Here is a 26459-nt window from a genome sequence, read left to right as displayed (position 1 = left end):
TTTACAATTTAATTGGATTTGAAAAAATGATTCGACCCGCTAAGAGATCCGAAATTGGTAAAATTCTGAATTTGACCCAAGCTTGTGCGGCCGCAATGATGGCTAACGGCATTTATCAATGGAACGAGCATTATCCTTCTCGGCAGGCATTTGAGTGCGATGTCGATAGAAAGGAACTGTACGTTTTGGAGGAAGATAACCAAATTATCGGAACTATGGTCATCTCTACTTTTATGGATGAAGAATATAAACCGGTTCGCTGGTTGACGCCTACCGATAAGAATATCTACATACATCGGGTGGCGGTACATCCTGATTTTCAAGGCAAGGGTTATGCCCAACAACTAATGGGTTTTGCCGAAAACTACGCGCGGGAAAAGGGGTTTTCTTCCCTACGCTTGGATACCTTCAGCCAAAACAAGCGCAATCAACGGTTTTATGAAGCTAGGGGATTTCAACGTTTAGGCGATATTTTCTTTCCGAAACAGAGTGGGCATCCCTTTCATTGTTATGAATTAGTGTTGTAATTTCGCCCCCTTGAAGGCTGAAATCAATTTTAGGTCCATTAATAAATTGGCGATACCTGCTACCGTTGCTGGTATTGCAGAACCCCTATTGTCCATTACCGATACGGCCATTGTGGGGAATATTCCCGTAGACGGACTTGAATCGCTTGCCGCGGCAGGTATTGTCGGCTCCTTTCTTTCGATGTTGATATGGATTTTGGGCCAGACCCGAAGTGCCATATCGGCCATTATTTCCCAGTATTTGGGTGCCGGACGTATCGCTGAGGTAAAGACCTTGCCGGCCCAAGCTATTTTTCTGAATATCGGCTTGAGTATTCTCGTTTTGCTATCCACCATTTTTGTGGTAGAGGATATTTTTCAATTGCTCAATGCTACGGGCAAGATCCTTGACTATTGTGTTTCGTACTATTCCATACGGGTTTGGGGCTTTCCGTTGACCCTTTTCGTTTTTGCCGTCATGGGTATTTTTCGAGGGTTGCAGAATACCTATTACCCGATGTTGATCGCCATTGTCGGGGCCGTTCTCAATGTAGGCCTTGATTTTGCCTTTGTTTACGGAATAGAGGGGCTCATAGAACCTATGTATTTGGAAGGAGCGGCATGGGCGAGCCTTTTGGCGCAGGCTGTTATGGCCATTATGGCTTTTGTCTTGTTGGTGACAAAGACCAATATAAGCCTTCGCTTGAAATTGCCGGTACATGAAGAGTTGGGCAGATTGGTGGTTATGAGCCTCAATCTCTTCGTTCGTGCCTTGGCCTTGAATACCGCATTGATATTGGCGGTGCGTGAAGCAACCGATTTAGGGCCGAAGTTTATTGGCGCCCATACCATTGCCGTTAATATTTGGCTGTTCTCCGCATTTTTTATCGATGGGTACGCCGCAGCCGGAAATATTATGGGAGGTAGGCTCTTGGGAGCAAAAGATTATAAAGGCTTGTGGCAATTGGCAAAGAAAATCGTCTACTACGGTCTATTGGTCAGCGTGGTATTGGTGGTGGCCGGCTTTTTGTTCTATAAGCCGATCGGACTCCTCTTTTCAAAGGAGGCCGTAGTGCTCAATGCATTTTATGCCGTATTTTTTATCGTGATCTTAGGACTGCCCATGAATACCATAGCTTTTGTTTTTGATGGAATTTTTAAGGGGATGGGGGAAATGAAATATCTTAGAAATACCCTGTTGGCGGCAACTTTCCTCGGGTTTGTACCTGTTGTCTTTTTAGGAAAGTATATGGGTTGGGGACTCTACGGAATCTGGATCGCCTTTACCGTATGGATGGCTATACGGGGCGGGGCCCTGGTCGTTAAGTTTATCAGAAAGTTTCGGCCCCTATTGCAAAACCATTAATTTTGATTGATACCTTTGTTCAACAATTAAATTACAGCTATGGGAACTACCCGGGAAAATGGAAGCCTTTATACCAAAATCGATAATAAGGTCGCTACTATAGAATTTGGTCACCCTGCGAGTAACTCTTTTGTAGAGGAGCTCTTAGATCGGTTGACCCTAGAGTTCAAAAAACTCTCTGAAAACAATGCTATAACGGTTATTGTGCTCAGATCTGAAGGAGACCGCGCTTTCTGTGCGGGTGCATCATTTGACGAACTTATGGCGGTCTCGGATCTAGATGAGGGTAAGGTGTTTTTTAGTGGTTTTGCCCATGTCATCAATGCCATGCGCCAATGTAAAAAGGTAATCGTGGGCCGTGTTCAGGGCAAGACCGTTGGCGGAGGTGTAGGCCTAGCGGCTGCGTGTGACTATGTCTATGCTTCGGAAGCTGCCTCCATACGGTTGTCTGAATTGACTATAGGAATCGCTCCCTTGGTAATAGCCCCAGCTGTAGAAAGAAAGATAGGAACCGCCGCTATTTCTGAACTTTCATTAGCTCCGACCGAATGGAAAAATGCCTATTGGGCACAGGAAAAAGGACTCTTTTCAAAGGTTTTCGACGATATGAGGGAATTGGATAAGGAACTTGATTTTCAGGTACAAAAACTGGCCGAGTACAATCCGGAAGCCCTTGAAGAATGGAAAAAAGTACTATGGCAGGGTACCGACCATTGGAACGAACTTTTGGTAGAGCGTGCCGCTATTACGGGAAGGCTGGTACTTTCTGAATTTACCCGTAACGCCCTTTCAAAATTCAAAAAATAACAATAACCCACTGTAGTTGACGTTTTACTTTTTTAAATCTCAGTTATGAATATTTTAAATTTCTTGAATGGTGACCTTGTTTTTCCCATTCTCGCCCTTTTTGTAGTGGTTGTCTACTTTGTAAACCGCGTTCGCACAAGAAGAAAGTTCAAGAGGTAGGTTCTACATTTTCAAAATCAACGGGTTTTTAACCAGCCGGTAATGCTAAGGCGTTCCCGTTTTGCGGGCTTCACCTCATGCTCCAAATCGCGACTTTCAAAGATGACCGCCCTGCCCGGAAATGGGTAAACGGTTTTTGGTATTTCGCCATTTTCCCCGTTTAGATAAAGTACCAATTCACCTCCGTGTTCAGGTTGCCAGTCGTCTTCGTTCAGATAACAAACGATGGAGAGCTTTCGTCGGTCATCGTTTTGAAAGGTATCTAAATGTCTTTCGTAGAATTTTCCTTCCGGATATACGGCATAGTGAAATTCCTTCCTTAAAATTCCCAAGAAACAGGTGCGGTTCAGGTAGGAGGCTAAATCGTTGATTTGGTCGAAAAACAAATTTTGGGCGTCGTTGGTATGGCTTTCGTCCATCCAAAGAATAAAATCGCCCCGAATACCGGTCTGTATCACTTCGTTCAGTCGGTTGCCAATGGCCGCTTTTTTGAAGAGGTCGTCCTCGTATTTTTCCAAGAGGTCCGTGCGCAATGCACTTACCGTGCTTTCCGAAAGTAAATCGTCTACAATACTATAGCCGTTTTCCAAGATGTCGGAAATTATCTTTTCGTATTGCGGGTTCACCGCAAAGTCTAGTTGCCCATACAGTTCTTCCACTTAAAACAAAATTAAAAAGCCGGTAAATGTAATCTAAAAACGAATTGGTTTTACAAATTGAATACCTTTGTGGCACAATCATATTTCATGGGTATAATCAGGATCACCAAGCAGTTTAATTTTGAGACCGGCCACGCGCTTTACGGCTACGACGGAAAGTGTAGAAATGTGCACGGCCATAGTTATAAATTATCGGTAACCGTTATCGGTAGGCCCATTACCGACACCTCTCATGTAAAATTGGGTATGGTCATCGATTTCGGTGACCTGAAGAAAATTGTAAAGGAGGAAATTGTAGATCAATTTGACCATGCTACGGTTTTTAATAAAAACACCCCACATGTAGAGTTGGCCAAAGAGCTGACCGATAGGGGGCACAACGTTATCTTGGCCGATTATCAACCGACCAGCGAAAATATGGTCATCGATTTTGCAAAAAGAATAAGGGCAAGGCTTCCTGATAATATCAGTCTACACTCCTTAAGACTTCAGGAAACCGATACTTCGTTTGCCGAATGGTATGCATCGGATAATCAATAATACTTCTTTAAAAAGGGTATTCGTTATATTTGACCTCAGATGAAAACCATTACCGTTCCACAAGGCAAAAAAGTCTATTTTTCCAGCGACAACCATCTCGGGGCGCCCACTAGGGCCGAAAGTCTTCCGCGCGAAAAAAAATTCGTCGCTTGGTTAGACGCCGTAAAGGAAGATGCCGCTGCCATTTTCTTGATGGGAGATCTTTTTGATTTTTGGATGGAATACAAGACGGTAGTGCCCAAGGGCTTTACCCGTACCTTGGGAAAATTGGCCGAAATATCGGATTCGGGCATACCGATTTATTTCTTTGTAGGAAACCACGATCTCTGGATGAACGGTTATTTTGAGGAAGAACTCAATATACCGGTCTTTCATAAGCCACAGCAATTCAATATAAACGGGGTCTCCTTTTTCGTGGGTCATGGTGATGGCCTTGGTCCTGACGACAAGGGGTACAAACGTATGAAAAAGGTGTTTACCAATCCTTTGGCCAAGTGGCTGTTTCGATGGTTGCACCCAGATATAGGCGTGCGTTTGGCCCAACACCTTTCGGTTAAGAATAAACTGATTTCAGGTGATGACGACGCCCAGTTTTTAGGAGAGGACAAAGAGTGGTTGGTGCAATATGCCAAGCGAAAGTTAGAAACCCGTCATTACGATCACTTCGTCTTTGGACACCGTCACTTGCCCATGGAAATAGAGGTGGGCGAAAATTCAAAATATACCAATCTGGGCGATTGGATCCATTACTACACCTATGCCGTTTTCGATGGCGAAGAGTTAAGCCTTGAAAAATTCGAACTCAAGCATTAGCCTCGTGCTCATCAATATCCTTTTGTAGATCCAGTTTTCTAAAGGAAGGCGAAACTATCGCCGTTGCACCAACGGTCAGCAAGGTCATGGCGCCGCCAAAGACTACTGCGGTTACCGTGCCCATCAGTTTTGCGGTGAGTCCGCTTTCAAAAGCTCCCAGCTCGTTAGACGAACCTACGAACATCGAGTTGACAGATGCTACGCGTCCTCGCATATTATCGGGGGTTTTAAGCTGCAATATGGTCTGGCGGATGATCATAGAGACCCCGTCTACGGCGCCACTCACGAACAAGGCTATTACCGAAAGCCAGAAATAGGTAGAAAGGCCGAAGACAATCATACAGATACCAAAACCGAATACGGCGAGCAACAGTTTCTTCCCGGCATTCTTATGTAGGGGGAAGCGGGTAGATCCCAACATGGTGAGTGCTGCGCCCACGGCGGGGGCGGCCCGTAGCACCCCAAAACCTTCGGAGCCAACGTTGAGGATGTCTTGTGCGAAAATGGGAAGAAGCGCTACCGCCCCGCCAAAAAGTACGGCGATCATATCTAAGGTCAACGCCCCAAAAACGGCTTTGGTACTGAACACAAAGTGAAGCCCTTCGCGCAGGCTTTGAAATACGGGCTCTCCAATTTTAGGGTTGAGAATGGGTTTTTTTGAAATCTGTAAGAGGGCTATGAGGGCCATGACCGAAAAACCGAATATCAGGCACATAGACCAGTGAACCCCTATCCAGCTTATGGAGAACCCGGCCAGGGCGGGACCTAAAACCGATGCCAATTGCCAAGTAGTACTGCTCCATGTGGCCGCGTTGGGATATATTTTTTTGGGAACGATCAGGGCAATCAGCGAAAAGATGGTAGGCCCGAGAAAGGATCGTACAATACCGCCAAGGAATACTAAAAAGTAGATGCCGTATAAAATGGTTCCGGTGTCGACCTTTTGGTCAAGGGAGGGCCAGCTGAGCATAAAGAGCCCGAAGCTGATGACCGAGAATCCGAAGATGCATTTGACCAAGAGATTCCGCTTTTCGGTTTGATCTACAATGTGTCCTGCAAAGAGTGCCATCGATACGGCAGGGATGACCTCCATGAGGCCGATGATTCCTAAAGAAAGCGGGTCTTTGGTCATAGAATAGACCTGCCACTCAATAACGATAAACTGCATGGACCAAGCAAATACCATGGCAAAGCGAACCAACAAAAAGATATTGAATTCTTTAAAACGTAGGGCGGCATAAGGATCCATAAAAACGCTTTTTCAAGAGAAATAGGGCGCAAAGGTATTACTATAAACCGACGAAATGTATGTGAATACGGCAATTTTTTTGTGGGGATTCCATTTTGTAAAACCGACTGTTCGGTCGGTGAACTAAGGCGTTGTAATGACCGTAAAATGGAGTTTTATCGATAAACGGTTAGTTTGTAGATGGGAAAAGTACAAAAGAGAGGCAAGCATTGGAAGGGAAGAAATAAAACCGACCGAGTGGTCTGTTGCCCGGTTTAAAGCGTGTTGGCCCAAACATAGAAATCGGTTTTTGTTGGTACTGAAATCGAGTCCGACCTTAGATAAAAGATCGTTAAACGGTAATTTCGATTCGGTTGCCCTCTGGGTCTTTGATAACACTTTCATAATAGCCGTCTCCTGTAGTTCTTGGTTCACCAGGAACCTGAAATCCGTCAGACCTAAGTTGTTCGGTAATGGCATCTACTTTTTCTTTTGAGCCTACGGAGAGCGCGAAATGAATAAAGCCCAAATGTTCTTCTGTAGAATCTGATGCTTTAGTAATGTCCGGTTTGTGCATAAGCTCCAATCGCGAGCCTTCATCAAAACTTAAAAAGTGAGACGTGAAGTTTTTATTCGGGTTGTGATACCGTTCTCCGCAAACAGCACCAAAGTAATGTTCATAAAAATGACGGGTGGCTTCAAGGTCAGATACCCATATGGCGAGGTGTTCTATTTTCATTGTATGTCTTTTAGTTTCATTTGCAAGCTTACGTTTCCTTGCCATTCATTTTCATCCAAGGAAAAAACGGCACTGAAAGGCTGCCTGTTCGCCACTATGGAAAGCTTGTCGCCCATGTTAAAACCGATGCCCCCTATGGGTCCGATTCCGTTTTGGGTGGCGGCCAATTTTAAATGGGCCCCATCTTCGCCGACGCCTTTGGCGTAGCCTGTATCCTTGAGGTTTTCTGCCATGAATACCGGGGTCATGTTGCCGGGGCCAAAGGGGGCAAATTGTTTGATGATGCGCATGAGCTTTGGGGAAATATCCCTAAAATCGATTTGGGCGTCTACGGAAATTTCCGGAATCAAGAGGTTCGGGTCTATGGTTTCAGCGACTACCTTTTCAAACCGGGCCTTGAATTCTTCGTATTGCGATTCCTGCAGGGTGAGGCCCGCAGCATATTTGTGTCCCCCGAACTGCTCAATACAGTCGGCACAGCCCTGTAGGGCGTTATAAACGTCGAAACCCTTTACCGAGCGGGCCGAAGCGGCCAGTTTCTCGCCACTCTTGGTAAAGACTAGGGTTGGGCGATAATAGGTTTCGGTAAGGCGGGAGGCTACAATGCCGATTACACCCTTATGCCAAGATGCTTTATAGACTACCGAGGTAAAGCGCTCTTCCTCTTTGTTTTCTTGGATCTGTTCTAGGGCTTCTTGGGTAATCTCTTTGTCGAGTCCGCGCCGGTCTTCGTTGAATTTTTCGATTTGGGCGGCAAAAGTCTCCGCTTGGGCCAGATCGGTTTCGGTCAACAGGTTTACGGCATGTTGCCCGTGTTTCATACGGCCCGCCGCATTTATCCGCGGAGCGATCACGAAAACTACATCGGTAATGGTGAGCACCGTTTTCTTGATTTGGTGGATGATCGCCTTAAAACCGGCTCTCGGATTGGTGTTGATTACCTGTAGTCCGTAATAGGCCAAAACCCTGTTTTCTCCCGTAATAGGCACAATGTCGGCGCCAATGGCGGTAGCCACTAGGTCAAGGTAGGGAATCAGGTCGTGAATGGTATGTCCTTGCCTTGAGCCCAAGGCCTGAACGAGCTTGAAGCCTACCCCACAGCCACAAAGTTCGTCGTAGGGGTAAGTGCAATCACCGCGTTTGGGATCGAGAACAGCCACCGCATCGGGAATATGGTCGCCTGGTCTATGGTGGTCGCAAATAATAAAGTCTATTCCTTTTTCTTTGGCGTAGATTACTTTGTCAATGGCCTTTACCCCACAGTCAAGGGCAACGATCAATGAAAAGCCGTTGTCGTCGGCGAAGTCGATTCCCTTAAATGAAACTCCATATCCTTCGGCATATCTGTCGGGAATATAGGTGGCCACGTTAGGATAGTAACTCAGTAGGTACGACGAAAGTAGGGCCACGGAGGTAGTTCCGTCTACGTCGTAATCGCCATAGACCAAGATGTTCTCGTTATGGGCAATGGCTTTTTCTATACGGGCTACGGCCAAATCCATGTCCTTCATTAAGAAAGGGTCGTGCAAATGGCTCAATTGTGGGCGAAAGAACTTTTTGGCTTCTTCGTAAGAAGAGATTCCCCTTTGTAATAACAATTGGGCCACTAATCCATCAACATGAAGCGCTTGTGCCAATTGGTCGATTTCATCTTGTTGGGGTTTCGGTTTAATGGTCCAGCGCATAGGGTGTATTGTGTGAAAGTTTTAGGTTAAAATCAAGTTCAAGTTTGAAGTGCAAGCTTAAAGTTCAAAGTTCAAAGTTCAAAGTTCAAGTTCAAGTTCAAAAGTCAAGCTCAAGTTCAAGATTTAAGTTCAAGCTCAGGTTCAAAGCTCAAGTTCAAAAGTCAAGCTCAGGTTCAAAGTTCAAGTTCAAGTTCAAGATTTAAGTCCAAAAGTTAATTTCAAAGCTCAATTTAATATGGATGTGCGATAATATACTAAGAAAATTAACTGTGTTTTTTGTTCCTGATAATGGCGGCAATGATTTTAATTAATTGTTGAACCTCATCTGTCAGGAGATTTCTTTTGGCTTCGTTGCCATACTCTATTTTGTTCAAAATCTTCAAGTTTACCCTAGACTCCTTTAGTTCTTTTAAACAAATACTTGCTTTGTGAACGTAATCTTTGGAGGTGTGCGTGCCTTGGGCTTCACCAAAATTAAGCGCAGAACTTCCGGCCGAACGTAAGAGTTGGTTACCGTAATATTCCCCGGTAAAGTCTTTAGGGATTTCTCGACAAAAAATAGCAATATCGGCAGCAAAGTTTACCAATCTATCTTCTAAATCATACTTTTTATCGTCCACAATGTTAAGCTTAGCCTTCAACTTAAAATTTCAACTTGAACTTGAGCTTAAATCTTGAACTTAAAACTTAATCCTTATGAAAAAAAGTCTTGATTTCCAATTTAGCAAATTGACGGAACATTTCCATAACGCCACAGTATTTCTCGACGGAGAGGTCTACCGCTCTTTGTAATTTTTTCTCGTCAAGGTTTTTTCCGTGGAAGTGGTATTCGATGGTAACGGCGTCGTAGAATTTTGGGTGCTCATCGGTAAGGTTGGCAATGGTCTCTATTTGAAAATCATCGACCTCCAACTTCATTTTTTTGATAAGCGAAGCTACGTCAAGTCCTGAACAACCGGCCAAACCAGATAGCATCAGGGCTTTTGGGCGTAGCCCTTTTCCTTCTCCGCCATCATCGGGGCTTGCATCTATAGTTAAGTTTAGACCTGATGGGTTAGTGCTTTCAAATTGCATGTTGCCCAGCCATTTGGTAGTGATATGATTTGTAGTAGCCATAATTTTTATGTTTTTTGTAAATATCAAAAATACGATTAATTGATAGATTTTAAGGGTCTATCACGGCTTGACTTTTTAAGGGAAGTCAAAACACATCAGTCGTTTCTGCCCTAAGAAAATAACGCGGAAGTAAAGATTTTGGGAAGAAGTATAAATTAGGAAGGTATTAGGCAAGTCTTTAGGTTTAAGTGTTACTCAAAACCACCTGAACCCTTTTCTGTAATTCTTTCACCACTTCCACCTCAAACCAAGGATTCTTTTTAAGCCAAAAGCGGTTGCGGGGCGAAGGGTGGGGAAGTGGAAAATACTTGGGCAAGTAGTTGTGGTAGGCCCTTACCGTTTCCGTTAGGTTTTTTTCCTTTCTCTCCTTTAGGTAGTATCCTTGGGCGTAAATGCCGATAACGATAATCAGTTGTAGGTGGGGCATTTGTTGAAAAAGGGCTACGTGCCAAAGTGGGGCACATTCGGGTCGCGGAGGTAGGTCGCCCGATTTTCCTTTTCCCGGATAACAAAAACCCATAGGGATCAAGGCAAATTTCTTTTCGTCGTAAAACTCCTCGTCCGTAACGTTCAGCCATTTTCGCAATTGCCTGCCGCTGGGGTCGTCCCATGGAATTCCGGTTTCGTGGACCTTGGTTCCGGGGGCTTGGCCGATGATCGCAATTTTTGATTGGCTATGTGCGGCTACAATGGGTCTTGGGCCGAGAGGCAAATGCTTACTGCAAACTTCACACGCACGTATTTCAGAAAGCAGTTTTTGCATTTGGTTTATTTTTTCTTCAAGGGGTCTTGTGCAAAGACCAGGCCTTGAAATCCGGTTTGCATAAAGTTCCTGATGTTCTGGTGTCCAGTTCCCTCGGGGTCATCAAGCACATCGTTAAAGTAGTAGCTTCCAAAGCAGGCCAAAGTCTCTTCTTTGCTCAGTTGTTGGTCTTTGGCGAAGGCAAAAAGCTTGCATGAGCCTGAATTTTGACCTTCGGCATTCTCTAGGGTGCCATTGGTAAAGGCCGAGGGAGTAAAGTGGTAATGTGCTTCGATCACCGACATGGTTTCTGAAAATTCAATGGCTTCCGGGGTAGATTTTAGTTTCTTTATAAACGTATCAATGGTCATCTGCTTTATTTTTTTCCTGCAACAACAATAACAATTTCGCCTTTTGGCGGTTTTTCGGTAAAATGACGTACCAGTTCTTCCGAGGTCCCCCTTAAGGTCTCTTCGTAGAGCTTGGTGAGCTCACGGGAAACGGAAATTTGTCTATCCTCCCCAAAATATTCGGCAAATTGACCAAGGGTCTTTACCAGTTTGTAGGGCGATTCATAGAAAATAATGGTTCGGGTTTCTTCCGCCAATAATTTCAATCGGGTCTGTCTTCCTTTTTTCGGAGGTAGAAATCCTTCGAAAACAAATTTATCGTTCGGTAGGCCGCTATTGACCAGTGCGGGAACAAAGGCGGTAGCTCCGGGCAGGCATTCTACCTCTATGTTTTTTTCAACACAGGCGCGGGTCAGTAAAAAACCGGGGTCAGATATGGCCGGAGTTCCTGCGTCGGAGATTAGGGCAATGGTCTCACCGGTCTGTAAACGCTTGACAATGGTGTCTACGGTCTTGTGCTCATTGTGCATATGGTGACTTTGCATGGGGGTGGCAATTTCAAAGTGCTGTAGCAGCTTTCCGCTTGTTCGTGTGTCTTCTGCCAGAATACAGTCCACTTCCTTCAGAATGCGAATGGCACGCAAGGTCATATCCTCAAGATTACCGATAGGTGTCGGCACCAAATATAATTTTCCCATAGAATTTAAGGTCGTAACTCTCTGCCCATAAAATATGCGCTCAATGTGGCTATAAGCCCGATAAAGGCGAAAAGATAATTATGGCCGTCGGTTATATAATGTGCAAAGAACGCCAAAAGCGTATCAAAAAAGAAACCGGCATAGGCCCATTCTTTAAGCCAAGACGAAAAATTGCCCCATATGGCTATAAGGCCTAATATTTTTGCGATGGCCAAGGGGTAAATAAGATAGGTGGGATAGTTTAGGTGTTCAAAAAAGCCGGATATCATTTCGTACTGAGTGAAATATTTATATACCGAAAACAGCATTATTCCAGTCAAAACCAAAAGGGCTGACCAGTAAATTGATTGTTGTGTTTTCATGGCGCGGCAATTTTCACCCTAAAATAGATATTTAGGTTGAAAACAGGACTGGTTTTGCCTCAAAAAACGACGTACTGCCCTAAAGAACCCAATGTTTTATCTGTGTCCCGGACAAAATCAAGAAAATTTCCGTTCAATAAACTGCATGAAGCGCTGGGCGTATTCTTCTTTTCCGACCCAGTTGTTGTAATCCGGTTTTACCATGTTTTCTATAAACGATAAGGAACGTTCTTCACTGTCAATGGTGTTCAATTGCGATAAAACACGATTGTAATCTTCCGTACTACCATTAAAAAGATGCTTTACAAAGGCAAGCCTATTGTTTAGGTCGATCTTAAGTTCTTTGGTAGATAGTTTGTCGTTTAAGGACTTGGTGTGCACCTCCTTTTTAGGGGAAGACCCATTGTGGACGGGAACGGCGGGGGTTTGTGGTTCAAAAAGCTCCTTGTCGTTCTTCATATAATCGGGTTTTGACAAGAACTCTTCTAAAACCTCGTCTACGCGCTCTTCATGGTTGGGCATCTCCGATACAATGTCCTTAATGGTATCCATGCCAGGGATGATGATGTCTTCCTCATGTGGGTTGCTCTCGGGTACCGAGGCATTTTCGTTCAGCACGGCATTGGCCATTTTTTCGAATTTCTGTGCAATGACGTTTTTCGATACGTCTATTTCAATATCGTTCAACTTCTCTTCGATGTATTTCAGAACGGCAAGCTTTTCATACAGACCTTTTGCGGCATCGTACATTTTACTAAGGTCCATATCGCGGGACGTAATGATTTCCGTAGATAATTTTCTCAGTTCTTCCTTTAATTTTTTCTTCATCGGTCAATTTTTTTTATTCTCCCGAGTTCGGGTAAAAAAGGTATCTCTATCTTTGTAAAACTATAGTTTAGGACTTAACACGGGGATTTTTTATGGAGTAAAAGAACAACTCGTGATAAGTTCTCTAATAATAAGAACGAAAAGCCCTGTATTTTCGTCTAAAATTACAAAATGTTTCTCGAAAATACTGTTAATCATAAAGAACAATTCGGTTGGATAGAGGTTATCTGCGGATCGATGTTCTCAGGAAAGACCGAAGAACTTATACGTAGGCTAAAACGTGCCCAATTTGCCAAGCAAAAGGTGGAAATCTTTAAGCCTACCGTAGATAATCGCTACGATGAAAGTATGGTGGTGAGCCACGATGCGAACGAAATTAGGTCGACACCGGTACCGGCTGCGGCAAACATTCGCATCTTGGGCGATACTTGCGATGTTATCGGTATAGATGAGGCCCAATTTTTCGATGATGAAATTGTTACGGTCTGTAACGATTTGGCCAATAAGGGGGTGCGTGTCGTAGTGGCCGGACTGGATATGGATTTTAAGGGAAACCCCTTTGGACCTATGCCCGCCCTTATGGCCACGGCAGAATATGTGACCAAGGTGCACGCCATATGCACCCGAACCGGAAATTTGGCAAATTACAGTTATCGAAAATCAAGTAACGATAATCTGGTACTTCTGGGCGAAACCGAAGAATATGAACCCCTAAGCAGGGCGGCATACTACAAGGCAAGGTTGAAGGAAAAGGTAAAGCACCTTAACGTAGATAGCGAAGAAGTGTCTTCAAGCAACAAAGATGCAGATGACAAAAATGGGTGAAACGGTGTTGGAGATCGATCTTTCGGCGCTAGAACACAATTATAGGTTTTTAAGGTCGCGATTGAAGGATACGACCAAATTTTTAGGCGTTGTAAAAGCCTTTGCCTACGGAAGCGATTCGGTGGCCATCGCCAAAAAACTTGAAAGTCTGGGTGCCGATTATCTTGCGGTGGCCTATGTAAAGGAGGGAATCGTTTTAAGGGAGGCGGGCATACGGCTTCCGATATTGGTGCTACACCCATTACCGGTGAGTTTTGATAGACTCTTGGCCTATGAGCTTGAGCCCAACATCTATTCGGTAAAAATACTGGCCGATTTTCTACAGTTTGCCCAAAAACAAGGGTTAAAGCGGTATCCCATACATGTAAAATTCAATACAGGACTGAACAGATTGGGCTTTTCCGAAGCCCAGGTCGATGAATTGGCACATGTCTTGGAGGGGCGAGATGAGGTAGAGGTAGTTTCGGTATTATCGCATTTAGCGGCCTCCGAAGATTTGAACGAGCGGGAGTTTACCGAACAGCAGATCGCTTCGTTTGAGCGTATTGCCCATGCACTTTTACCGAGGTTGAAAAGAAGGCCTGTACTGCATTTGTTGAATACTTCCGGCATAATCAATTATGATAGGGCACAGTATGACATGGTCCGTAGTGGAATCGGACTTTACGGTTTCGGGAACGAGGCCAGTATAGACAGGCAACTTAAGCCCGTAGCTACGCTAAAGACGGTTATTTCGCAAATCCATACGATTGAAAAGGGTCAAAGTATCGGTTACAATAGGGCGTATAAGGCTGATGAGAACGTGGTTACGGCGACTTTGCCCATTGGGCATGCCGATGGTATAGGAAGGCAATATGGCAATGGAAAGGCCTATGTGACGATCAATGGGCATAAAGCTCCCATTATCGGCAATGTCTGTATGGATATGATTATGGTAGATGTAAGTGGGATCGATTGCCAAGAAGGTGATGAGGTGGTGGTATTTGGGGAACGGCCTACGGCAGAGGAATTTGCCATGGGGGCCAAGACAATTTCCTATGAAATACTTACGGGCATTTCGCAACGTGTGGAAAGAAAAATTAAAAATTAGCCTTCAGAATTTACAAGTGGTTCTTTTTTTGTTAATTTGCATACTGTAAAACACTAATATTTAACCATTAAAAACATTCAATCATGTTAAAGGAGTTCAAGAATTTTATTATGACCGGCAATGTCATCGAGTTTGCCGTTGCCGTTATAATGGCAGGAGCCGTTGGCCTTGTGGTAAACGGGTTTGTCAATGATATCATAATGCCTATTGTAGGTGAGTTTGCGGGAGGTGTTGATTTCGCCAACCTGAAATACATCCTTACACCAACTTCAGGAGTTGAAGGGGAAGCAGGCTTCGTACCTGAAAATGCAATCCGTTACGGTGCATGGATCAACACTATCGTTAACTTGTTGATCGTAGGTTTCGTTATGTTCCTTATCGTTAAGGCCTATAACAAAATGAAAGCTCCGGCTCCAGCACCGGCACCATCAGGTCCTTCTCAAGAAGATCTTTTGATAGAAATCAGGGATTTGCTTAAAAAACAATAAGATAAAGGTCGCCTTTTAAGGCAGACTACCGCTGCACTGCAGTTTCATCTTAAAACCGTCACGGAAGCTTCGCAACTTCTTTGACGGTTCTTTTTTTATTTCAATGTTAAATTTGTAACATTTTGTTAAATAATGATTACACCCGTTTAAAAGGCTTGTCAGGTCAATAGGCTTGCACTACATTTGTGCTTCTAAATTAATTAAAGATGAAAGTAGCCGTTGTAGGTGCCACCGGTATGGTAGGCGAGGTGATGCTCAAAGTGTTGAGCGAACGTAATTTTCCCATTACGGAATTGCTATTGGTCGCTTCTGAGCGTTCGGTAGGAAAGAAACTCTCTTATAAAGATAAAGAATATGCTATTATAGGCTTGGCCGATGCAGTAGCGGCAAAACCTGATATTGCTATCTTTTCCGCTGGAGGTGATACTTCATTGGAATGGGCGCCCAAGTTTGCCGAAGTGGGTACTACGGTTGTAGATAACTCCTCTGCTTGGCGAATGGACCCTACCAAAAAATTGGTGGTTCCTGAAATCAATGCCAACGAGCTGACCAAAGAAGATAAGATCATTGCCAACCCTAACTGCTCAACCATTCAATTGGTAATGGCCTTGGCCCCCTTGCATAAGAAATACAAGATGAAACGCGTCGTTATCTCTACATACCAGTCGGTATCGGGGACAGGCGTAAAGGCGGTACGTCAGTTAGAGAACGAAATGGCCGGTGTACAGGGCGAAATGGCCTATCCTTACCCTATCAACCGAAATGCCTTGCCACATTGTGATGTTTTCTTGGAAAACGGATATACTAAGGAAGAAATGAAATTGGCGCGTGAGCCACAAAAAATATTGGATGACCGAAGTTTTTCAATAAGTGCTACCGCAGTGCGCATACCTACGGCCGGAGGTCACTCCGAATCGGTAAACGTTGAGTTTGAAAACGATTTCGACTTGAATGATGTGAGAAGGTTGTTGAACGATACGCCAGGCGTTACCGTACAAGATAATCCTGATACCAACACCTATCCGATGCCCATCTACGCCCATGATAAAGATGAGGTTTTTGTAGGGCGTCTTCGTAGGGACGAGTCGCAACGAAATACTTTGAATATGTGGATCGTTGCCGATAACCTTCGAAAAGGTGCGGCTACCAATGCGGTTCAAATCGCTGAATACCTGGTGAAAAACCAATTGGTATAAAAATTATATACTTTCTAAATTTTTAGTTAAAACCTATGCTGTGCAATGCCAGCATAGGTTTTTTTATGGTACTTTTAGCGAATTTCAATCGTCAAAGCATGAAGAAATATCTTTTACTTTTAGCATGGGCAGCTGCTATTATGGCCTGTAAATCATTACCAAATAAAGAGCATATTACCGTGAATTACCCAAAGACCCATACATCAGAAACCGTTGATACCTATTTTGGAACTTCCGTAGCGGATCCCTACCGTTGGCTCGAAGATGATATGAGCGAAGAAACCGGAGCTTGGGTCAAGGCCCAAAACGAAGTGACTTTCGGCTATTTGGAAAAAATTCCCTTTCGGAATGCCCTAAAGGAAAGACTGGAAAAGCTATGGAATTACGAAAAGCTGGGGTCTCCGTTCAAGGAAGGGGACTATATCTATTTCTATAAGAATAACGGCTTGCAGAACCAATACGTGCTGTATCGAAAAAAAGAAGATGGGCAAGAGGAAGTTTTCTTGGACCCCAATACTTTTTCAGAAGATGGAACGACCTCTCTTGCGGGCTTAAGTTTTACCAAAGATGGTTCCCTAGCGGCCTATCTGATTTCAGAAGGCGGTAGTGATTGGCGTAAGGCCATTGTCATCGACACCGAAAGCAAGCAGGTTGTAGAAGACACCCTTACCGATATCAAGTTTAGCGGAATTTCCTGGAAAGGAAATGAGGGTTTCTATTATTCGAGCTACGATAAACCCGAGGGGAGCGAGCTTTCGGCCAAGACCGACCAACATAAGGTCTACTATCATAAAATGGGAACTTCCCAAAAAGAAGATCAATTGGTATATGGGGGAGTAGCGGCTGAGAAACATAGGTATATTGGTGCTTCGGTAACAGAAGATGAACGTTACCTTGTGATTACGGCTTCGGTATCGACCTCTGGTAACAAGTTGTTCATTAAAGACCTTTCAAAGCCTGAAAGTGGTCTGGTTACGATTGTTGGGGATACCGATTCCGATAACTATATTATTGAGAATGAAGGCTCAAAACTTTATATCGTTACCAATAGGAAGGCCCCGAACAAAAAAATCGTCACCGTTGATGCTGAAAATCCCGGTGAAGGGAATTGGGTAGATTTTATTCCTGAAACGGAGAATGTACTTACTGCCGGTACGGGCGGAGGCTACTTCTTTGCCGAGTATATGGTTGATGCCATCAGTAAAGTATTTCAATACGATTATGACGGTAGGTTGATCCGTGAGGTGAAGCTTCCAGGGGTGGGGAGTGCTTCCGGTTTTGGGGGCAAGAAGGAAAATAAGGAGTTTTATTTTTCCTTTACGAACTATATCATTCCGGGCTCATCCTACAAATACAATGTAGAAACGGGCGAGTATACCTCGTATTGGAAGCCTGATATCGACTTCGATTCCGACGTCTATGAGTCCAATCAGGTGTTTTTTACTTCGAAGGATGGTACAAAGGTACCCATGATCATAACCCATAAAAAGGGATTACAACGCAACGGAAAAAATCCGACCATCTTATATGGTTACGGTGGCTTTAATATCAGTCTAACCCCTGCTTTCAGTATCGCCAATGCCGTTTGGCTGGAGCAGGGCGGGATATATGCCGTGCCCAATTTAAGGGGAGGTGGCGAGTATGGTAAAAAATGGCACGATGCCGGTACTAAAATGCAAAAGCAGAATGTATTTGATGATTTTATTGCTGCTGGGGAATACCTGATCGAGAACGATTATACTTCTTCAGAATACCTTGCCATTCGTGGTGGTAGTAACGGGGGACTGCTTGTTGGGGCTACCATGACCCAAAGACCCGACTTGATGAAGGTGGCCTTGCCGGCCGTAGGGGTCTTGGATATGTTACGCTATCACACCTTTACCGCTGGTGCGGGATGGGCCTATGATTACGGTACGTCGGAGGAGAGTAAAGAGATGTTCGAATACTTAAAGGGCTATTCGCCCGTTCATAACGTGAATGAAGGGGTGGCCTATCCGGCTACCTTGGTGACTACCGGTGATCACGATGATCGTGTGGTACCGGCCCACAGTTTTAAGTTTGCCGCGGAACTGCAGGCCAAACAAGCTGGAGATAACCCTACCTTGATCCGAATCGAGACCAATGCCGGCCATGGTGCGGGAACACCGGTAAGCAAGACCATTGAACAGTATGCCGATATTTTCGCCTTTACCCTATACAATATGGGATTCGAGAGACTTCCGATGGACGCCGGAAAAGACGTAAAATAGCTAGGAACCAACAAAAATACAGAATAGATTTTTTTTGACTGAAGGTCGTTGAGACAATTGAAGATGAAGATATGTTACAAGTAGATCATGTTTCTTTTAGCTATGTAGACGATATTCCCGTTTTGGAGAATATCAACCTTAAGGTGGCCAAAGGAGAGCATGTATCCATTATTGGTGAAAGTGGCTGCGGAAAGAGTACGCTTTTAAAAATTATTTACGGACTCTTGGATGTTAAAGTAGGCGAAGTCTACTGGAACGATACCCAAGTTTTAGGCCCCCTCCATAACCTGGTGCCGGGCGAACCATATATGAAGTACCTTTCTCAAGATTTTGACTTAATGCCCTTTACCACGGTAGAGGAAAATATTAGTCAATTTTTGTCGGTTTTTGAGCCTGAGGAGCTTGAAGAACGTACCCTTGAGCTGTTGGAGATGATCGAGATGACCAAATTTGCCAAAACCAAGGTGAAGTTGTTAAGCCGTGGACAACAACAACGTGTCGCCTTGGCCCGTGTGTTGGCGCAAGAGCCCAAGGTTCTCCTTTTAGACGAGCCCTTTAGTAATATCGATAACTTTAGAAAGAACAGTTTAAGACGCAACCTTTTCGGTTACCTAAAGCGGCAAAAAATAACCGTAATCACGGCTACACATGATCATATGGACATGCTTCCGTTTGCGGACAGGGTAGTCGTACTCAAAGATAGGTTCATTGTGGCTAAGGATAGCCCTAAGAACTTATACGAGCATCCTAAAGACCTTTATGTGGCCTCCTTGTTCGGTGAGGCCAATAAAATTCCTATAAACATTGTAAAATCGTATGCCGATACCAAAAGGCGGATCATTGTATATGCACACGAATTTAAGGTTTCTGGAAAATCGGGTTTGGAGTGTGTGGTAAAGGGAGCCTATTATATGGGAGGGCATTATATGATCGTGGGTATCTATGAAGGTGAAGATATCTATTTTCATCATGATAGGCCCCTAGAGGTCGGCAAGGTAATTTTTTTAAATCTTTCGTTGGAAACGATCAACCAACGTATGGCCGATTCTTAAATTATGAACAAGGCCCAACTGATACAAGAGTTAAATTTCAAGGCCGTTCGCAGCAGTGGTGCCGGAGGGCAACATGTAAACAAGGTGTCGACAAAAATAGACCTTAGCTTTTCGCTTGAAGATTCTAATGGACTTGCTACTACCGAGAAAGAGCGCATCTATAGAAAAATAGGACATAGGCTTACCAAAGATGGCGTTTTGCAAATGCAATGCGACGAAACCCGAAGTCAGCACAGAAATAAGGAACTGGCCATTGCCCGTTTTTTGACCCTTATGGAAGAGGCCTTAAAGGTCAAAAAGAAACGTCGCAAAACAAAGCCGTCTCGATCTTCCATTGAGAAGCGGTTAAAGCACAAAAAGAAGAACGCCCAAAAAAAGACAAATAGAGGAAAGCCCCAAATCGACTAAAAATCATTGGGGCTTTCTTGTTTGGGGTTGAAAACCCGATTCGTACTAAACATCAACTAATCGTTAGAATTCTTGCTTACCGAATTCACTATCAATGAATTTCGATTTATTCTTGTTTTTATTGAAATTATACGATAGGTTCAACAATACCATATCAACTTCATATACATAGTTCGTGGTCGTATAGAACTCACCTTCTCGGTAGGTCGTAATACGTTGTTCGTTCGTGTCCAATAGGCCCATATCTATATTTTGCCATTGTAATGTAGCCGTTAGACGGTCGTTGAGAAACGACTTTTTAAAGGTCAGGTTGGGCGAATAGAAACGCGAATCTTCCCCTTGTGCCGTAATCCGTTCCGATAGATAGTTAAAGGTGAATTGTAGGGAAGTGGTTTCGGTAAAGTCGTAGGTGCTATTCGCATTTATCGAGTAAACAAAAGAACTACTGTCTATGTTCCGACCGTCGTAGGTGCCGTCAATGGAATAATTGTAGAGGTTGGCCCCAATAAAATTCGACCAGTTTTTGGTGGGTTTTAGCTGTGCGCCTAATTCCAATCCTAATGATTTGGCCTTGCCTACATTAGAGTAGATTCGGTTTAGAATCGTATCGTTGTAGATGGTGTTTACCCTATTCACCAGATTTTTGGTGTCGCGGTAATAGGCCGTTGCAAAAATCGAATTTCCACCGTCGAAGTTTTTACTTATACCTACTTCCAACAAGTCTATAAATTCGGGTTTTAGGGTGGGATCTCCTTGCTCTAAGGTTTCAGAGTGCTCACGTTCCGGAAATGGATTCATCTTAAAAGTAGTCGTGCGTTCGACCCTTTTGCTGTAGGCGGCCTTCAATTTTGTGTTGTTTTCAAAAGTGTATTGAACCGAAGCGGACGGAAACGGTTTTACATAGTCGTAAGCATAGGTGGTATCGATAAGGCCTTGCTTGTCACGAAGGTCAAGTTCGCGGTCCATAGCTTCAATCCGTACGCCTGCGGCATATTCCCATTTATCTTTTGCTCCCGTCAATTGTGCGTAACCCGAATGGATGCTTCTTTGAAGGTCTACTTCACTTGAAAACTCGGGAACAAGTTCAAATGTCCCACCGGTAGTATCATCTTTTCTTTCGTAAACGAAATCACCCGTATGATCGAGGTTCCGGTATTGGTAGCCTGTTTCGAGCTGTCCTATGGCAAAGGGCTTCCAGGCATAATCCAACGATAGGCGAATACCGTTCAATGGGTTGTCGTTGGTGTTGTACTCTTGCTGGTATATGATATTTCTGTCGGGCTCGCCCAAGTTGTCGCTTTCCGTAGGACCGCCCAACAAGGTGTATTCGTATAAGAAGGAGGTCGATAGTTTTGAAGTATTGTCGAAAATGTGGGAATAGTCAAAGCTTCCCAATACAAAATCACTTTTTCGGGTCCTGAGGTTGTGGTTATAATACTGAAAGGTATAAAGTCGTTCCCCTCCTACCGCGGGGCTTATACCGTGGTTGTCGTAATACACAATATCGGCTAGACGGTCTTTTTTTCTTTTCCCCCCGTAAAAACCCAATGAATACGCATTTTTATCGTCTGGGGCATAGTCTACGGTAAACCTTCCGCTGTAGTTGATTTCGTCAAAACTGCGCTCTCCAGTGGAAGGAAACTGCGTAAGGGTGTTGTTTATAATGGTGAAAACATCGCCTTCACGTCTTCCGCCCAGGTCGTTACGTTGGTAGTTGGCCCCCATCGAGATGTTCCAATCCCCTTTGCGAATGTTGTAGGTGGCATCGGCCCCGTAGCGCTGGTGCGCCTTATCGTTTCCGTAAGTTTCAATGGAGGGAAGTCCCCCTTTTAGGTTTATTTGGGCAAAGCTGCCGTCTGCAGCACCTTTTTTGGTTATGATGTTCAAAATTCCCGCTTTTCCTTCGGGGTCGTATTTGGCCGAGGGTGCCGTAATCACTTCCACCCGCTCTATGGCATTGGCCGGAAGCTGGTTCAACAAGGTAGAAGCATTGCCCTGCACCGGGTTGCCGTTGAGCAATACCACAAAACCCGTACTGCCGCGAACACTGATCTCGCCTTGGCCATCGACACTTACCGAAGGTATGTTCTTGACCACGTCGGTAGCACTGCCCCCAAGGCTGTTCTGAAATTTTTTGGTATCAAAAACCTGTCGGTCTATTTTATTGATCATCGTGGCCCGTTCGCCCTTTACCACCACCTCTTCCAGTTGGGTTCCGCCCATGGTCAGGGCTATGGTGCCGAGGTCGGCTCCCTTCCTGTTTTCCACTACAATATCTTTGATGGTCTTGGTTTCGAAGCCGATAAAGGAAGCTTCGAGGTAGTAGGTGCCGTTTTTAACCTCGTCGATGGTGAATACCCCATCGAGGTTGGTGATTACCCCTGTGACCAGTTCGCCGCTCTCTTGGTCGAAGAGGGCCGCAGTGGCATATTCCAAGGGATAAGCGTTGTCCGCATCCGTTATTTTTCCCGTAATCTGGGCGGACAGGGATAAAGGAATTAGGCCGATCAGAAAAAGTAAAAAATGATAAAACTTCATATTCAATAGGTTTGGTAATAATTAGGTGTCGAAATTACCCTTAAGCCCTATTGAATTCTGGTCTGTTTGAAAAATTTAAGGTACGATCGCTACTTTTTTGTACTGTAGCGGGGTTTGGCCGTCATGGCGCTTAAAATATTTGACAAAATGCGAAACATCGGAAAAGTCGAAGTTGTACGCAATTTCGGTAACGGAGAGGTCGGTATAGAGGAGTAAACGCTTGGCCTCTTTTATAATGTGCTCGGCAATTACCGCCGAGGCCGTTTTTTCGTGTTTTTTTCTACACCAGGCGTTAAGGTTCTGCGCCGTGGTATTCAATTGTGAGGCATAATATGCCACATCGTTTTTTAATTTGTTTTCAAGCAATTCGGAAAAACGTTCGTCCAAATCATTGGTAGATAGATCCTCATCAATTTGTACATAGTTCAGAATTTTAGAAAAAAGGGCCTTAAGTACCCCTTCTACCAGAACATCCCTGCTGGAACAATTTTCCTTTATTTCTTTTGAGGCGATTTCAAAGAGCGACTGAATGCTCGAATCATAGGCAGGGTTGATGACCCTTTTGTTTCCTAGCTGCCTTAGTTGTAGGTTGATGTGCTTATCCAAGGTCTTTTCCATAAAACCTTCCTTGATAATGATGACGAAACCTTCGGGCAGGGTATCGATTTCCCAATGGTGCACTTCATCCTTCTTAATTATAAAAATTATGGGGGGTTCAATGGCGTAGCCGGTTTCATCCATGTAGTGTACACCGCTGCCTTTACTGAAATAGACCAGCTCCATATATTTATTATGGCGGTGCGGTTTGGTATATCGCTTGTTGACGTCGAAGGGCTCGATCTTGATATCTTCCAAGGCCGAAATCTTTGAATAGGTATTTATTTTTGTTCGTGTCAAGCGGTAGATTTTTTAGCAATCGAAATTTGGGAATCAAGGACTGTAACTAAGGAGCCCGATATTTTTGTAATCGTTAAAATGTGAGTTGTAAAGGTAGTGGATCAAAATGCAATCCAATAGTTGAAATGCCGCCGAATACCCAAAGATTCTAATACAAAACGTTTAAAATATAGGTCTTTTGGTTATTTGTTTGAAATTCCGTCAGTTTTGAAGTGAAATGCGCTTCAATTGCTAGAACTCGAACTTCAGTTGAACTGAAATGGATTCCTTGTCCGTTGTTTTTTCTTTTTTCTCCGTATTGAGGTTGGCGAGGGAAATACCGAGCAGGCGTACCGAGTTCTGTAGCTTTTCTTGATACAAAAGTTCCTTGGCCGTTTCCAATATAAGGCTCTTGGAGGATATATAATAAGAAAGGGTCTTGCTTCTGGTATTAAGGGTAAAATCGCTGTATTTGATTTTAAGTGTGACCGTTTTACCGGCAATATTGGCTTTTTTCAAGCGTTTTTCAAGCTCTTCGGCAATATGGTCTAGCCGTTCGAGCATAAATATTTCGCTACTCAGGTTTTCGTTGAAGGTACGTTCGGCTCCTACGGACTTTGGAATACGGTGTGGTTTTACGGGACTGGTATGAATACCGCGGACCACGTTGTAATAGTAGCTTCCGTTTTTTCCGAAATTCCCTTCCAGAAATTCAAGCGTTTTTAGTTTTAGGTCTTTACCGGTAAAGATGCCCAGTTTGTACATTTTTTCGGCAGTGACCTTTCCCACACCGTAAAATTTCCGGATTTCAAGCTCTTCCAGAAACAGCGATACCTCTTCGGGGTTTACGGTTTTTTGTCCGTTGGGTTTGTTGATGTCGCTGGCGACCTTCGCAATGAATTTATTGATGGAAATACCTGCGGAGGCGTTCAGGCCGATAGTGTCGTAGATTTTTTGCCTAATTTCCTTGGCGATCAATGAAGCGGAGGGATTTCCCTTCTTGTTTACGGTAACATCGAGATAGGCTTCGTCCAATGACAGGGGTTCTACCAAATCGGTATACTCGTAGAATATGTTTCTGATTTGATGCGAGATTTCCTTATAACGCTCAAAACGGGGTTTAACAAAAATAAGTCCGGGACAATTACGCTGTGCCAAAACGCTGCTCATGGCGCTACGAACCCCGTATTTTCTAGCTTCGTAGCTGGCCGCGGCAACAACGCCCCTTTTTGAGCTTCCGCCAACGGCAATGGGCTTTCCACGTAAGTCAGGATTGTCCAGTTGCTCTACGGAGGCATAAAAGGCATCCATATCCACATGAATAATCTTTCGTAATGGAAAATCGTTTGGCATACAGCAAAATTAGGTTATATTTAGTTGGATGGAAACACAAAGAAAGACAGCAATAATACTTGGGGCCACAGGTCTTACCGGAGGCATTTTGTTACGGCTTTTGTTGGAGGACGACCGGTACGGGAAAGTTAAGTTGTTCTCTCGTTCCAGCACAGGGCTCTCCCATCAAAAAATAGAGGAGCATTTGGGCGATTTGATGCAATTGGAACAATTTGAAGCCGACTTTACGGGTGATGAGGTGTTCTGTTGTATCGGTACCACAAAGTCAAAAACACCGAATAAGGAAGCCTATAGAAAAATCGATTATGGCATTCCCGTAGCGGCCGCCAAGCTTTCCGCCAAAAACGGCATTTCAAGTTTTTTGGTAATGTCCTCTATGGGGGCAAATGCCAAGAGTAACGTTTTCTACAGCCGTCTAAAGGGCGAAATGGAGGAAGCGGTACTTGGTGAAAATATAGAGAACACCTACCTCTTTCGACCTTCGTTGATCGGGGGGAAACGCGAGGAAAAACGAATCGGCGAGTTGTTGTTCAAACAATTGATGAAAGTTGTGAACCTTGTTTTGGCGGGTCCGCTTGAAAAATACCGCTCCATTAAGCCCGAAACCATAGCGAAGGCTATGATACGTGTGGCCAATGGAACATATACGACACCTATAATAGAATCCGATAAGATTAAAAAAATAGCAGGGGAGAGTGATTGAAATTGAACGTAAATTTTTGGTCACGTCAAGGGCGTACCAAGGGCAGGCCACATTGAAGGAACGAATTGTTCAGGGGTTTTTGAACACGCATCCCGAGCGTACCGTAAGAGTGAGGATCAAGGCCGATTCGGCATTTTTGACCGTAAAGGGAAAATCGAACGAGGCCGGAACTATGCGATTTGAATGGGAAAAGGAAATTCCGGTATCCGAAGCAGAACAACTTTTGCTTATTTGTGAACCAGGGGTTATCGATAAGGTGCGCTACAATGTTCCCGTGGGGCAACATATTTTTGAGGTAGACGAATTTTATGGTGATAATAAGGGCTTGGTAGTGGCCGAAATAGAATTGGCCTCTGAAGACGAGGACTTTGAAAAACCCGAATGGTTGGGGCAAGAGGTGACAGGTGAGGTTAAATACTACAATTCGCAACTGGGTAAAAACCCCTATACATCTTGGTAGGCTTACAATAGAAAGATCGAGTCGTTTTTGTTGAGGTATTCCTTTGTGGCAATACCTCTTAGGTTGTTGATTATGATGTGGTTCAAGAGCTCTTCGGGCGTAAATTGTTCATAGAAATTCTTGTTTTCGGCCTGCACGATGTATTCCATGCGATTGTAATAAAGTTCATAGGTCAGGTCTATATCGACGTCTTTTCTGATTTGTCCTTTCCCCTGTCCGTTTAAAAGTAGATCTTTCACCAGAACGGAAACGTCGTTTTCACGAAAATCGTTGAACAAACGGTACACATTGGGGTAGTACTTTTTTAAACTTCTTAAAAAGGTGGGACTGAAAGATTTAAAGGTATCCAACCCTATCCTATAAATGGCTATTACAGCTCGGATAGGGTCGGATTTTTCCTTTTCTACACATTCGTTTATTTGATACCTTAATTTGTTCAAAAGGGCTACCAAACTTTCTTGAATGATTTCTTCCTTGCCCTTAAAGTTCTCGTATATCGTTTTTTTAGAGATACCGAGTTCATGGGCCAGGTCATCCAAGGTAAAGCGCTTGCTTCCAAATTTTGTAAACTTGGAAAGGGCAAATTCTAAAAAGCGGTCCTTATTGAACATGGGTCAATACAT

General features: G+C 44.0%; 29 protein-coding genes. 14 read left to right on the top strand and 15 right to left on the bottom strand.

The features are described from left to right. The first annotated feature begins 26 nt into the window (after positions 1 to 26). The 3 genes from B4Q04_RS02910 to B4Q04_RS02900 are packed head-to-tail and all read left to right on the top strand — an operon-like array spanning position 27 to position 2679. Positions 27 to 527, top strand: a complete 501-nt coding sequence (locus B4Q04_RS02910; RefSeq protein WP_088695951.1) for a GNAT family N-acetyltransferase — start codon at positions 27 to 29, stop codon at positions 525 to 527. Between the two features lie 10 nt (positions 528 to 537). Continuing rightward, positions 538 to 1872, top strand: coding sequence for an MATE family efflux transporter (locus B4Q04_RS02905; RefSeq protein WP_013992906.1), 1335 nt, complete (start codon positions 538 to 540; stop codon positions 1870 to 1872). Positions 1873 to 1911: 39 nt separating this feature from the next. Next, entirely contained in the window at positions 1912 to 2679 is a 768-nt protein-coding gene (locus B4Q04_RS02900) for an enoyl-CoA hydratase/isomerase family protein (protein WP_088695950.1), read from the top strand. 176 nt (positions 2680 to 2855) lie between these two features. Here the strand turns inward: B4Q04_RS02900 and B4Q04_RS02895 are convergent, their stop codons facing one another. Beyond that, positions 2856 to 3497 (bottom strand): 2OG-Fe(II) oxygenase, encoded by a 642-nt coding sequence (locus B4Q04_RS02895; protein WP_088695949.1) that lies wholly within the window; start codon positions 3495 to 3497, stop codon positions 2856 to 2858. Between the two features lie 87 nt (positions 3498 to 3584). Between B4Q04_RS02895 and B4Q04_RS02890 the strand changes: the two genes are divergently transcribed. Both B4Q04_RS02890 and B4Q04_RS02885 read left to right on the top strand, forming a co-directional pair. Then, complete coding sequence (locus tag B4Q04_RS02890; protein WP_088695948.1) at positions 3585 to 4037, top strand: 6-pyruvoyl trahydropterin synthase family protein; 453 nt, start codon at positions 3585 to 3587, stop codon at positions 4035 to 4037. A 39-nt stretch (positions 4038 to 4076) separates the two neighbouring features. Beyond that, on the top strand, positions 4077 to 4850 hold the full coding sequence (locus B4Q04_RS02885; RefSeq protein WP_013992902.1) for a UDP-2,3-diacylglucosamine diphosphatase: 774 nt from the start codon (positions 4077 to 4079) through the stop codon (positions 4848 to 4850). On the opposite strand, the gene B4Q04_RS02880 is transcribed toward B4Q04_RS02885, so the two are convergent. The 10 genes from B4Q04_RS02880 to B4Q04_RS02835 all read right to left on the bottom strand — a co-directional run bounded on the left by B4Q04_RS02880 (position 4840) and on the right by B4Q04_RS02835 (position 12598). Then, positions 4840 to 6099 (bottom strand): MFS transporter, encoded by a 1260-nt coding sequence (locus B4Q04_RS02880; protein WP_088695947.1) that lies wholly within the window; start codon positions 6097 to 6099, stop codon positions 4840 to 4842. The two genes, B4Q04_RS02885 and B4Q04_RS02880, sit on opposite strands and share 11 nt — an antisense overlap. A gap of 331 nt (positions 6100 to 6430) precedes the next feature. Next, positions 6431 to 6817 carry a VOC family protein gene (locus tag B4Q04_RS02875; protein ID WP_013992900.1) on the bottom strand — a complete coding sequence of 129 codons (387 nt, stop codon included), beginning with the start codon at positions 6815 to 6817 and terminating at the stop codon, positions 6431 to 6433. Next, a complete protein-coding gene (gene recJ / locus B4Q04_RS02870) occupies positions 6814 to 8502 on the bottom strand; it encodes a single-stranded-DNA-specific exonuclease RecJ (protein ID WP_088695946.1) in 1689 nt (562 codons plus the stop codon). The genes B4Q04_RS02875 and recJ overlap by 4 nt, the downstream gene beginning before the upstream one ends. Positions 8503 to 8765: 263 nt before the next feature. Beyond that, complete coding sequence (locus B4Q04_RS02865; RefSeq protein WP_088696375.1) at positions 8766 to 9122, bottom strand: four helix bundle protein; 357 nt, start codon at positions 9120 to 9122, stop codon at positions 8766 to 8768. A 67-nt stretch (positions 9123 to 9189) separates the two neighbouring features. Then, positions 9190 to 9618 (bottom strand): OsmC family protein, encoded by a 429-nt coding sequence (locus B4Q04_RS02860; RefSeq protein WP_013992897.1) that lies wholly within the window; start codon positions 9616 to 9618, stop codon positions 9190 to 9192. A 184-nt stretch (positions 9619 to 9802) separates the two neighbouring features. Beyond that, positions 9803 to 10381 carry a uracil-DNA glycosylase family protein gene (locus B4Q04_RS02855; protein WP_088695945.1) on the bottom strand — a complete coding sequence of 193 codons (579 nt, stop codon included), beginning with the start codon at positions 10379 to 10381 and terminating at the stop codon, positions 9803 to 9805. Between the two features lie 5 nt (positions 10382 to 10386). Next, on the bottom strand, positions 10387 to 10731 hold the full coding sequence (locus B4Q04_RS02850) for a HopJ type III effector protein (protein WP_088695944.1): 345 nt from the start codon (positions 10729 to 10731) through the stop codon (positions 10387 to 10389). A gap of 5 nt (positions 10732 to 10736) precedes the next feature. Then, positions 10737 to 11408 carry a 16S rRNA (cytidine(1402)-2'-O)-methyltransferase gene (gene rsmI / locus B4Q04_RS02845; protein WP_013992894.1) on the bottom strand — a complete coding sequence of 224 codons (672 nt, stop codon included), beginning with the start codon at positions 11406 to 11408 and terminating at the stop codon, positions 10737 to 10739. Positions 11409 to 11413: 5 nt separating this feature from the next. Further along, positions 11414 to 11770, bottom strand: a complete 357-nt coding sequence (locus B4Q04_RS02840) for a DoxX family protein (RefSeq protein WP_076453300.1) — start codon at positions 11768 to 11770, stop codon at positions 11414 to 11416. Positions 11771 to 11887: 117 nt separating this feature from the next. Next, positions 11888 to 12598, bottom strand: a complete 711-nt coding sequence (locus tag B4Q04_RS02835; RefSeq protein ID WP_013992892.1) for a hypothetical protein — start codon at positions 12596 to 12598, stop codon at positions 11888 to 11890. Positions 12599 to 12769: 171 nt separating this feature from the next. Between B4Q04_RS02835 and B4Q04_RS02830 the strand changes: the two genes are divergently transcribed. The 7 genes from B4Q04_RS02830 (at position 12770) to arfB (ending at position 19906) form a co-directional block, all read left to right on the top strand. Then, positions 12770 to 13423, top strand: coding sequence for a thymidine kinase (locus B4Q04_RS02830; protein WP_013992891.1), 654 nt, complete (start codon positions 12770 to 12772; stop codon positions 13421 to 13423). Further along, a complete protein-coding gene (alr, locus tag B4Q04_RS02825; RefSeq protein WP_046287806.1) occupies positions 13407 to 14513 on the top strand; it encodes an alanine racemase in 1107 nt (368 codons plus the stop codon). Before B4Q04_RS02830 ends, alr begins: the two co-directional genes overlap by 17 nt. A gap of 83 nt (positions 14514 to 14596) precedes the next feature. Next, on the top strand, positions 14597 to 15001 hold the full coding sequence (gene mscL / locus B4Q04_RS02820) for a large conductance mechanosensitive channel protein MscL (RefSeq protein WP_013992889.1): 405 nt from the start codon (positions 14597 to 14599) through the stop codon (positions 14999 to 15001). A gap of 206 nt (positions 15002 to 15207) precedes the next feature. Continuing rightward, a complete protein-coding gene (locus tag B4Q04_RS02815) occupies positions 15208 to 16197 on the top strand; it encodes an aspartate-semialdehyde dehydrogenase (RefSeq protein WP_013992888.1) in 990 nt (329 codons plus the stop codon). 98 nt (positions 16198 to 16295) lie between these two features. After that, complete coding sequence (locus B4Q04_RS02810) at positions 16296 to 18446, top strand: prolyl oligopeptidase family serine peptidase (protein ID WP_088696374.1); 2151 nt, start codon at positions 16296 to 16298, stop codon at positions 18444 to 18446. Positions 18447 to 18517: 71 nt separating this feature from the next. Continuing rightward, positions 18518 to 19498, top strand: a complete 981-nt coding sequence (locus B4Q04_RS02805) for an ABC transporter ATP-binding protein (RefSeq protein ID WP_013992886.1) — start codon at positions 18518 to 18520, stop codon at positions 19496 to 19498. Positions 19499 to 19501: 3 nt separating this feature from the next. Next, positions 19502 to 19906, top strand: coding sequence for an alternative ribosome rescue aminoacyl-tRNA hydrolase ArfB (gene arfB / locus B4Q04_RS02800; RefSeq protein ID WP_088695943.1), 405 nt, complete (start codon positions 19502 to 19504; stop codon positions 19904 to 19906). A gap of 63 nt (positions 19907 to 19969) precedes the next feature. Here the strand turns inward: arfB and B4Q04_RS02795 are convergent, their stop codons facing one another. The 3 genes from B4Q04_RS02795 to dinB form a co-directional block, all read right to left on the bottom strand. Further along, entirely contained in the window at positions 19970 to 22444 is a 2475-nt protein-coding gene (locus B4Q04_RS02795; protein ID WP_088695942.1) for an outer membrane beta-barrel family protein, read from the bottom strand. Positions 22445 to 22519: 75 nt separating this feature from the next. Next, the gene (locus B4Q04_RS02790; RefSeq protein WP_013992883.1) at positions 22520 to 23341 is read right to left on the bottom strand and encodes an AraC family transcriptional regulator; all 822 of its coding nucleotides are present in this window, start codon (positions 23339 to 23341) and stop codon (positions 22520 to 22522) included. Positions 23342 to 23572: 231 nt separating this feature from the next. After that, on the bottom strand, positions 23573 to 24673 hold the full coding sequence (gene dinB, locus B4Q04_RS02785; protein ID WP_088695941.1) for a DNA polymerase IV: 1101 nt from the start codon (positions 24671 to 24673) through the stop codon (positions 23573 to 23575). A gap of 28 nt (positions 24674 to 24701) precedes the next feature. On the opposite strand from dinB, the gene B4Q04_RS02780 reads away from it, so the two are divergent. After that, the gene (locus tag B4Q04_RS02780) at positions 24702 to 25376 is read left to right on the top strand and encodes an NAD(P)H-binding protein (protein WP_088695940.1); all 675 of its coding nucleotides are present in this window, start codon (positions 24702 to 24704) and stop codon (positions 25374 to 25376) included. After that, a complete protein-coding gene (locus B4Q04_RS02775; RefSeq protein ID WP_088695939.1) occupies positions 25369 to 25836 on the top strand; it encodes a CYTH domain-containing protein in 468 nt (155 codons plus the stop codon). Before B4Q04_RS02780 ends, B4Q04_RS02775 begins: the two co-directional genes overlap by 8 nt. Before the next feature lie 2 nt (positions 25837 to 25838). Here the strand turns inward: B4Q04_RS02775 and B4Q04_RS02770 are convergent, their stop codons facing one another. Beyond that, the gene (locus B4Q04_RS02770) at positions 25839 to 26447 is read right to left on the bottom strand and encodes a TetR/AcrR family transcriptional regulator (RefSeq protein ID WP_088695938.1); all 609 of its coding nucleotides are present in this window, start codon (positions 26445 to 26447) and stop codon (positions 25839 to 25841) included. Positions 26448 to 26459: the final 12 nt, after the last annotated feature.

It is taken from the genome of Zobellia sp. OII3 (assembly GCF_002211465.1).
Lineage (GTDB): Bacteria > Bacteroidota > Bacteroidia > Flavobacteriales > Flavobacteriaceae > Zobellia > Zobellia galactanivorans.
Note: the sequence above shows the minus strand (reverse complement) of the source record. Positions and strands in the feature narration are given on the sequence as shown.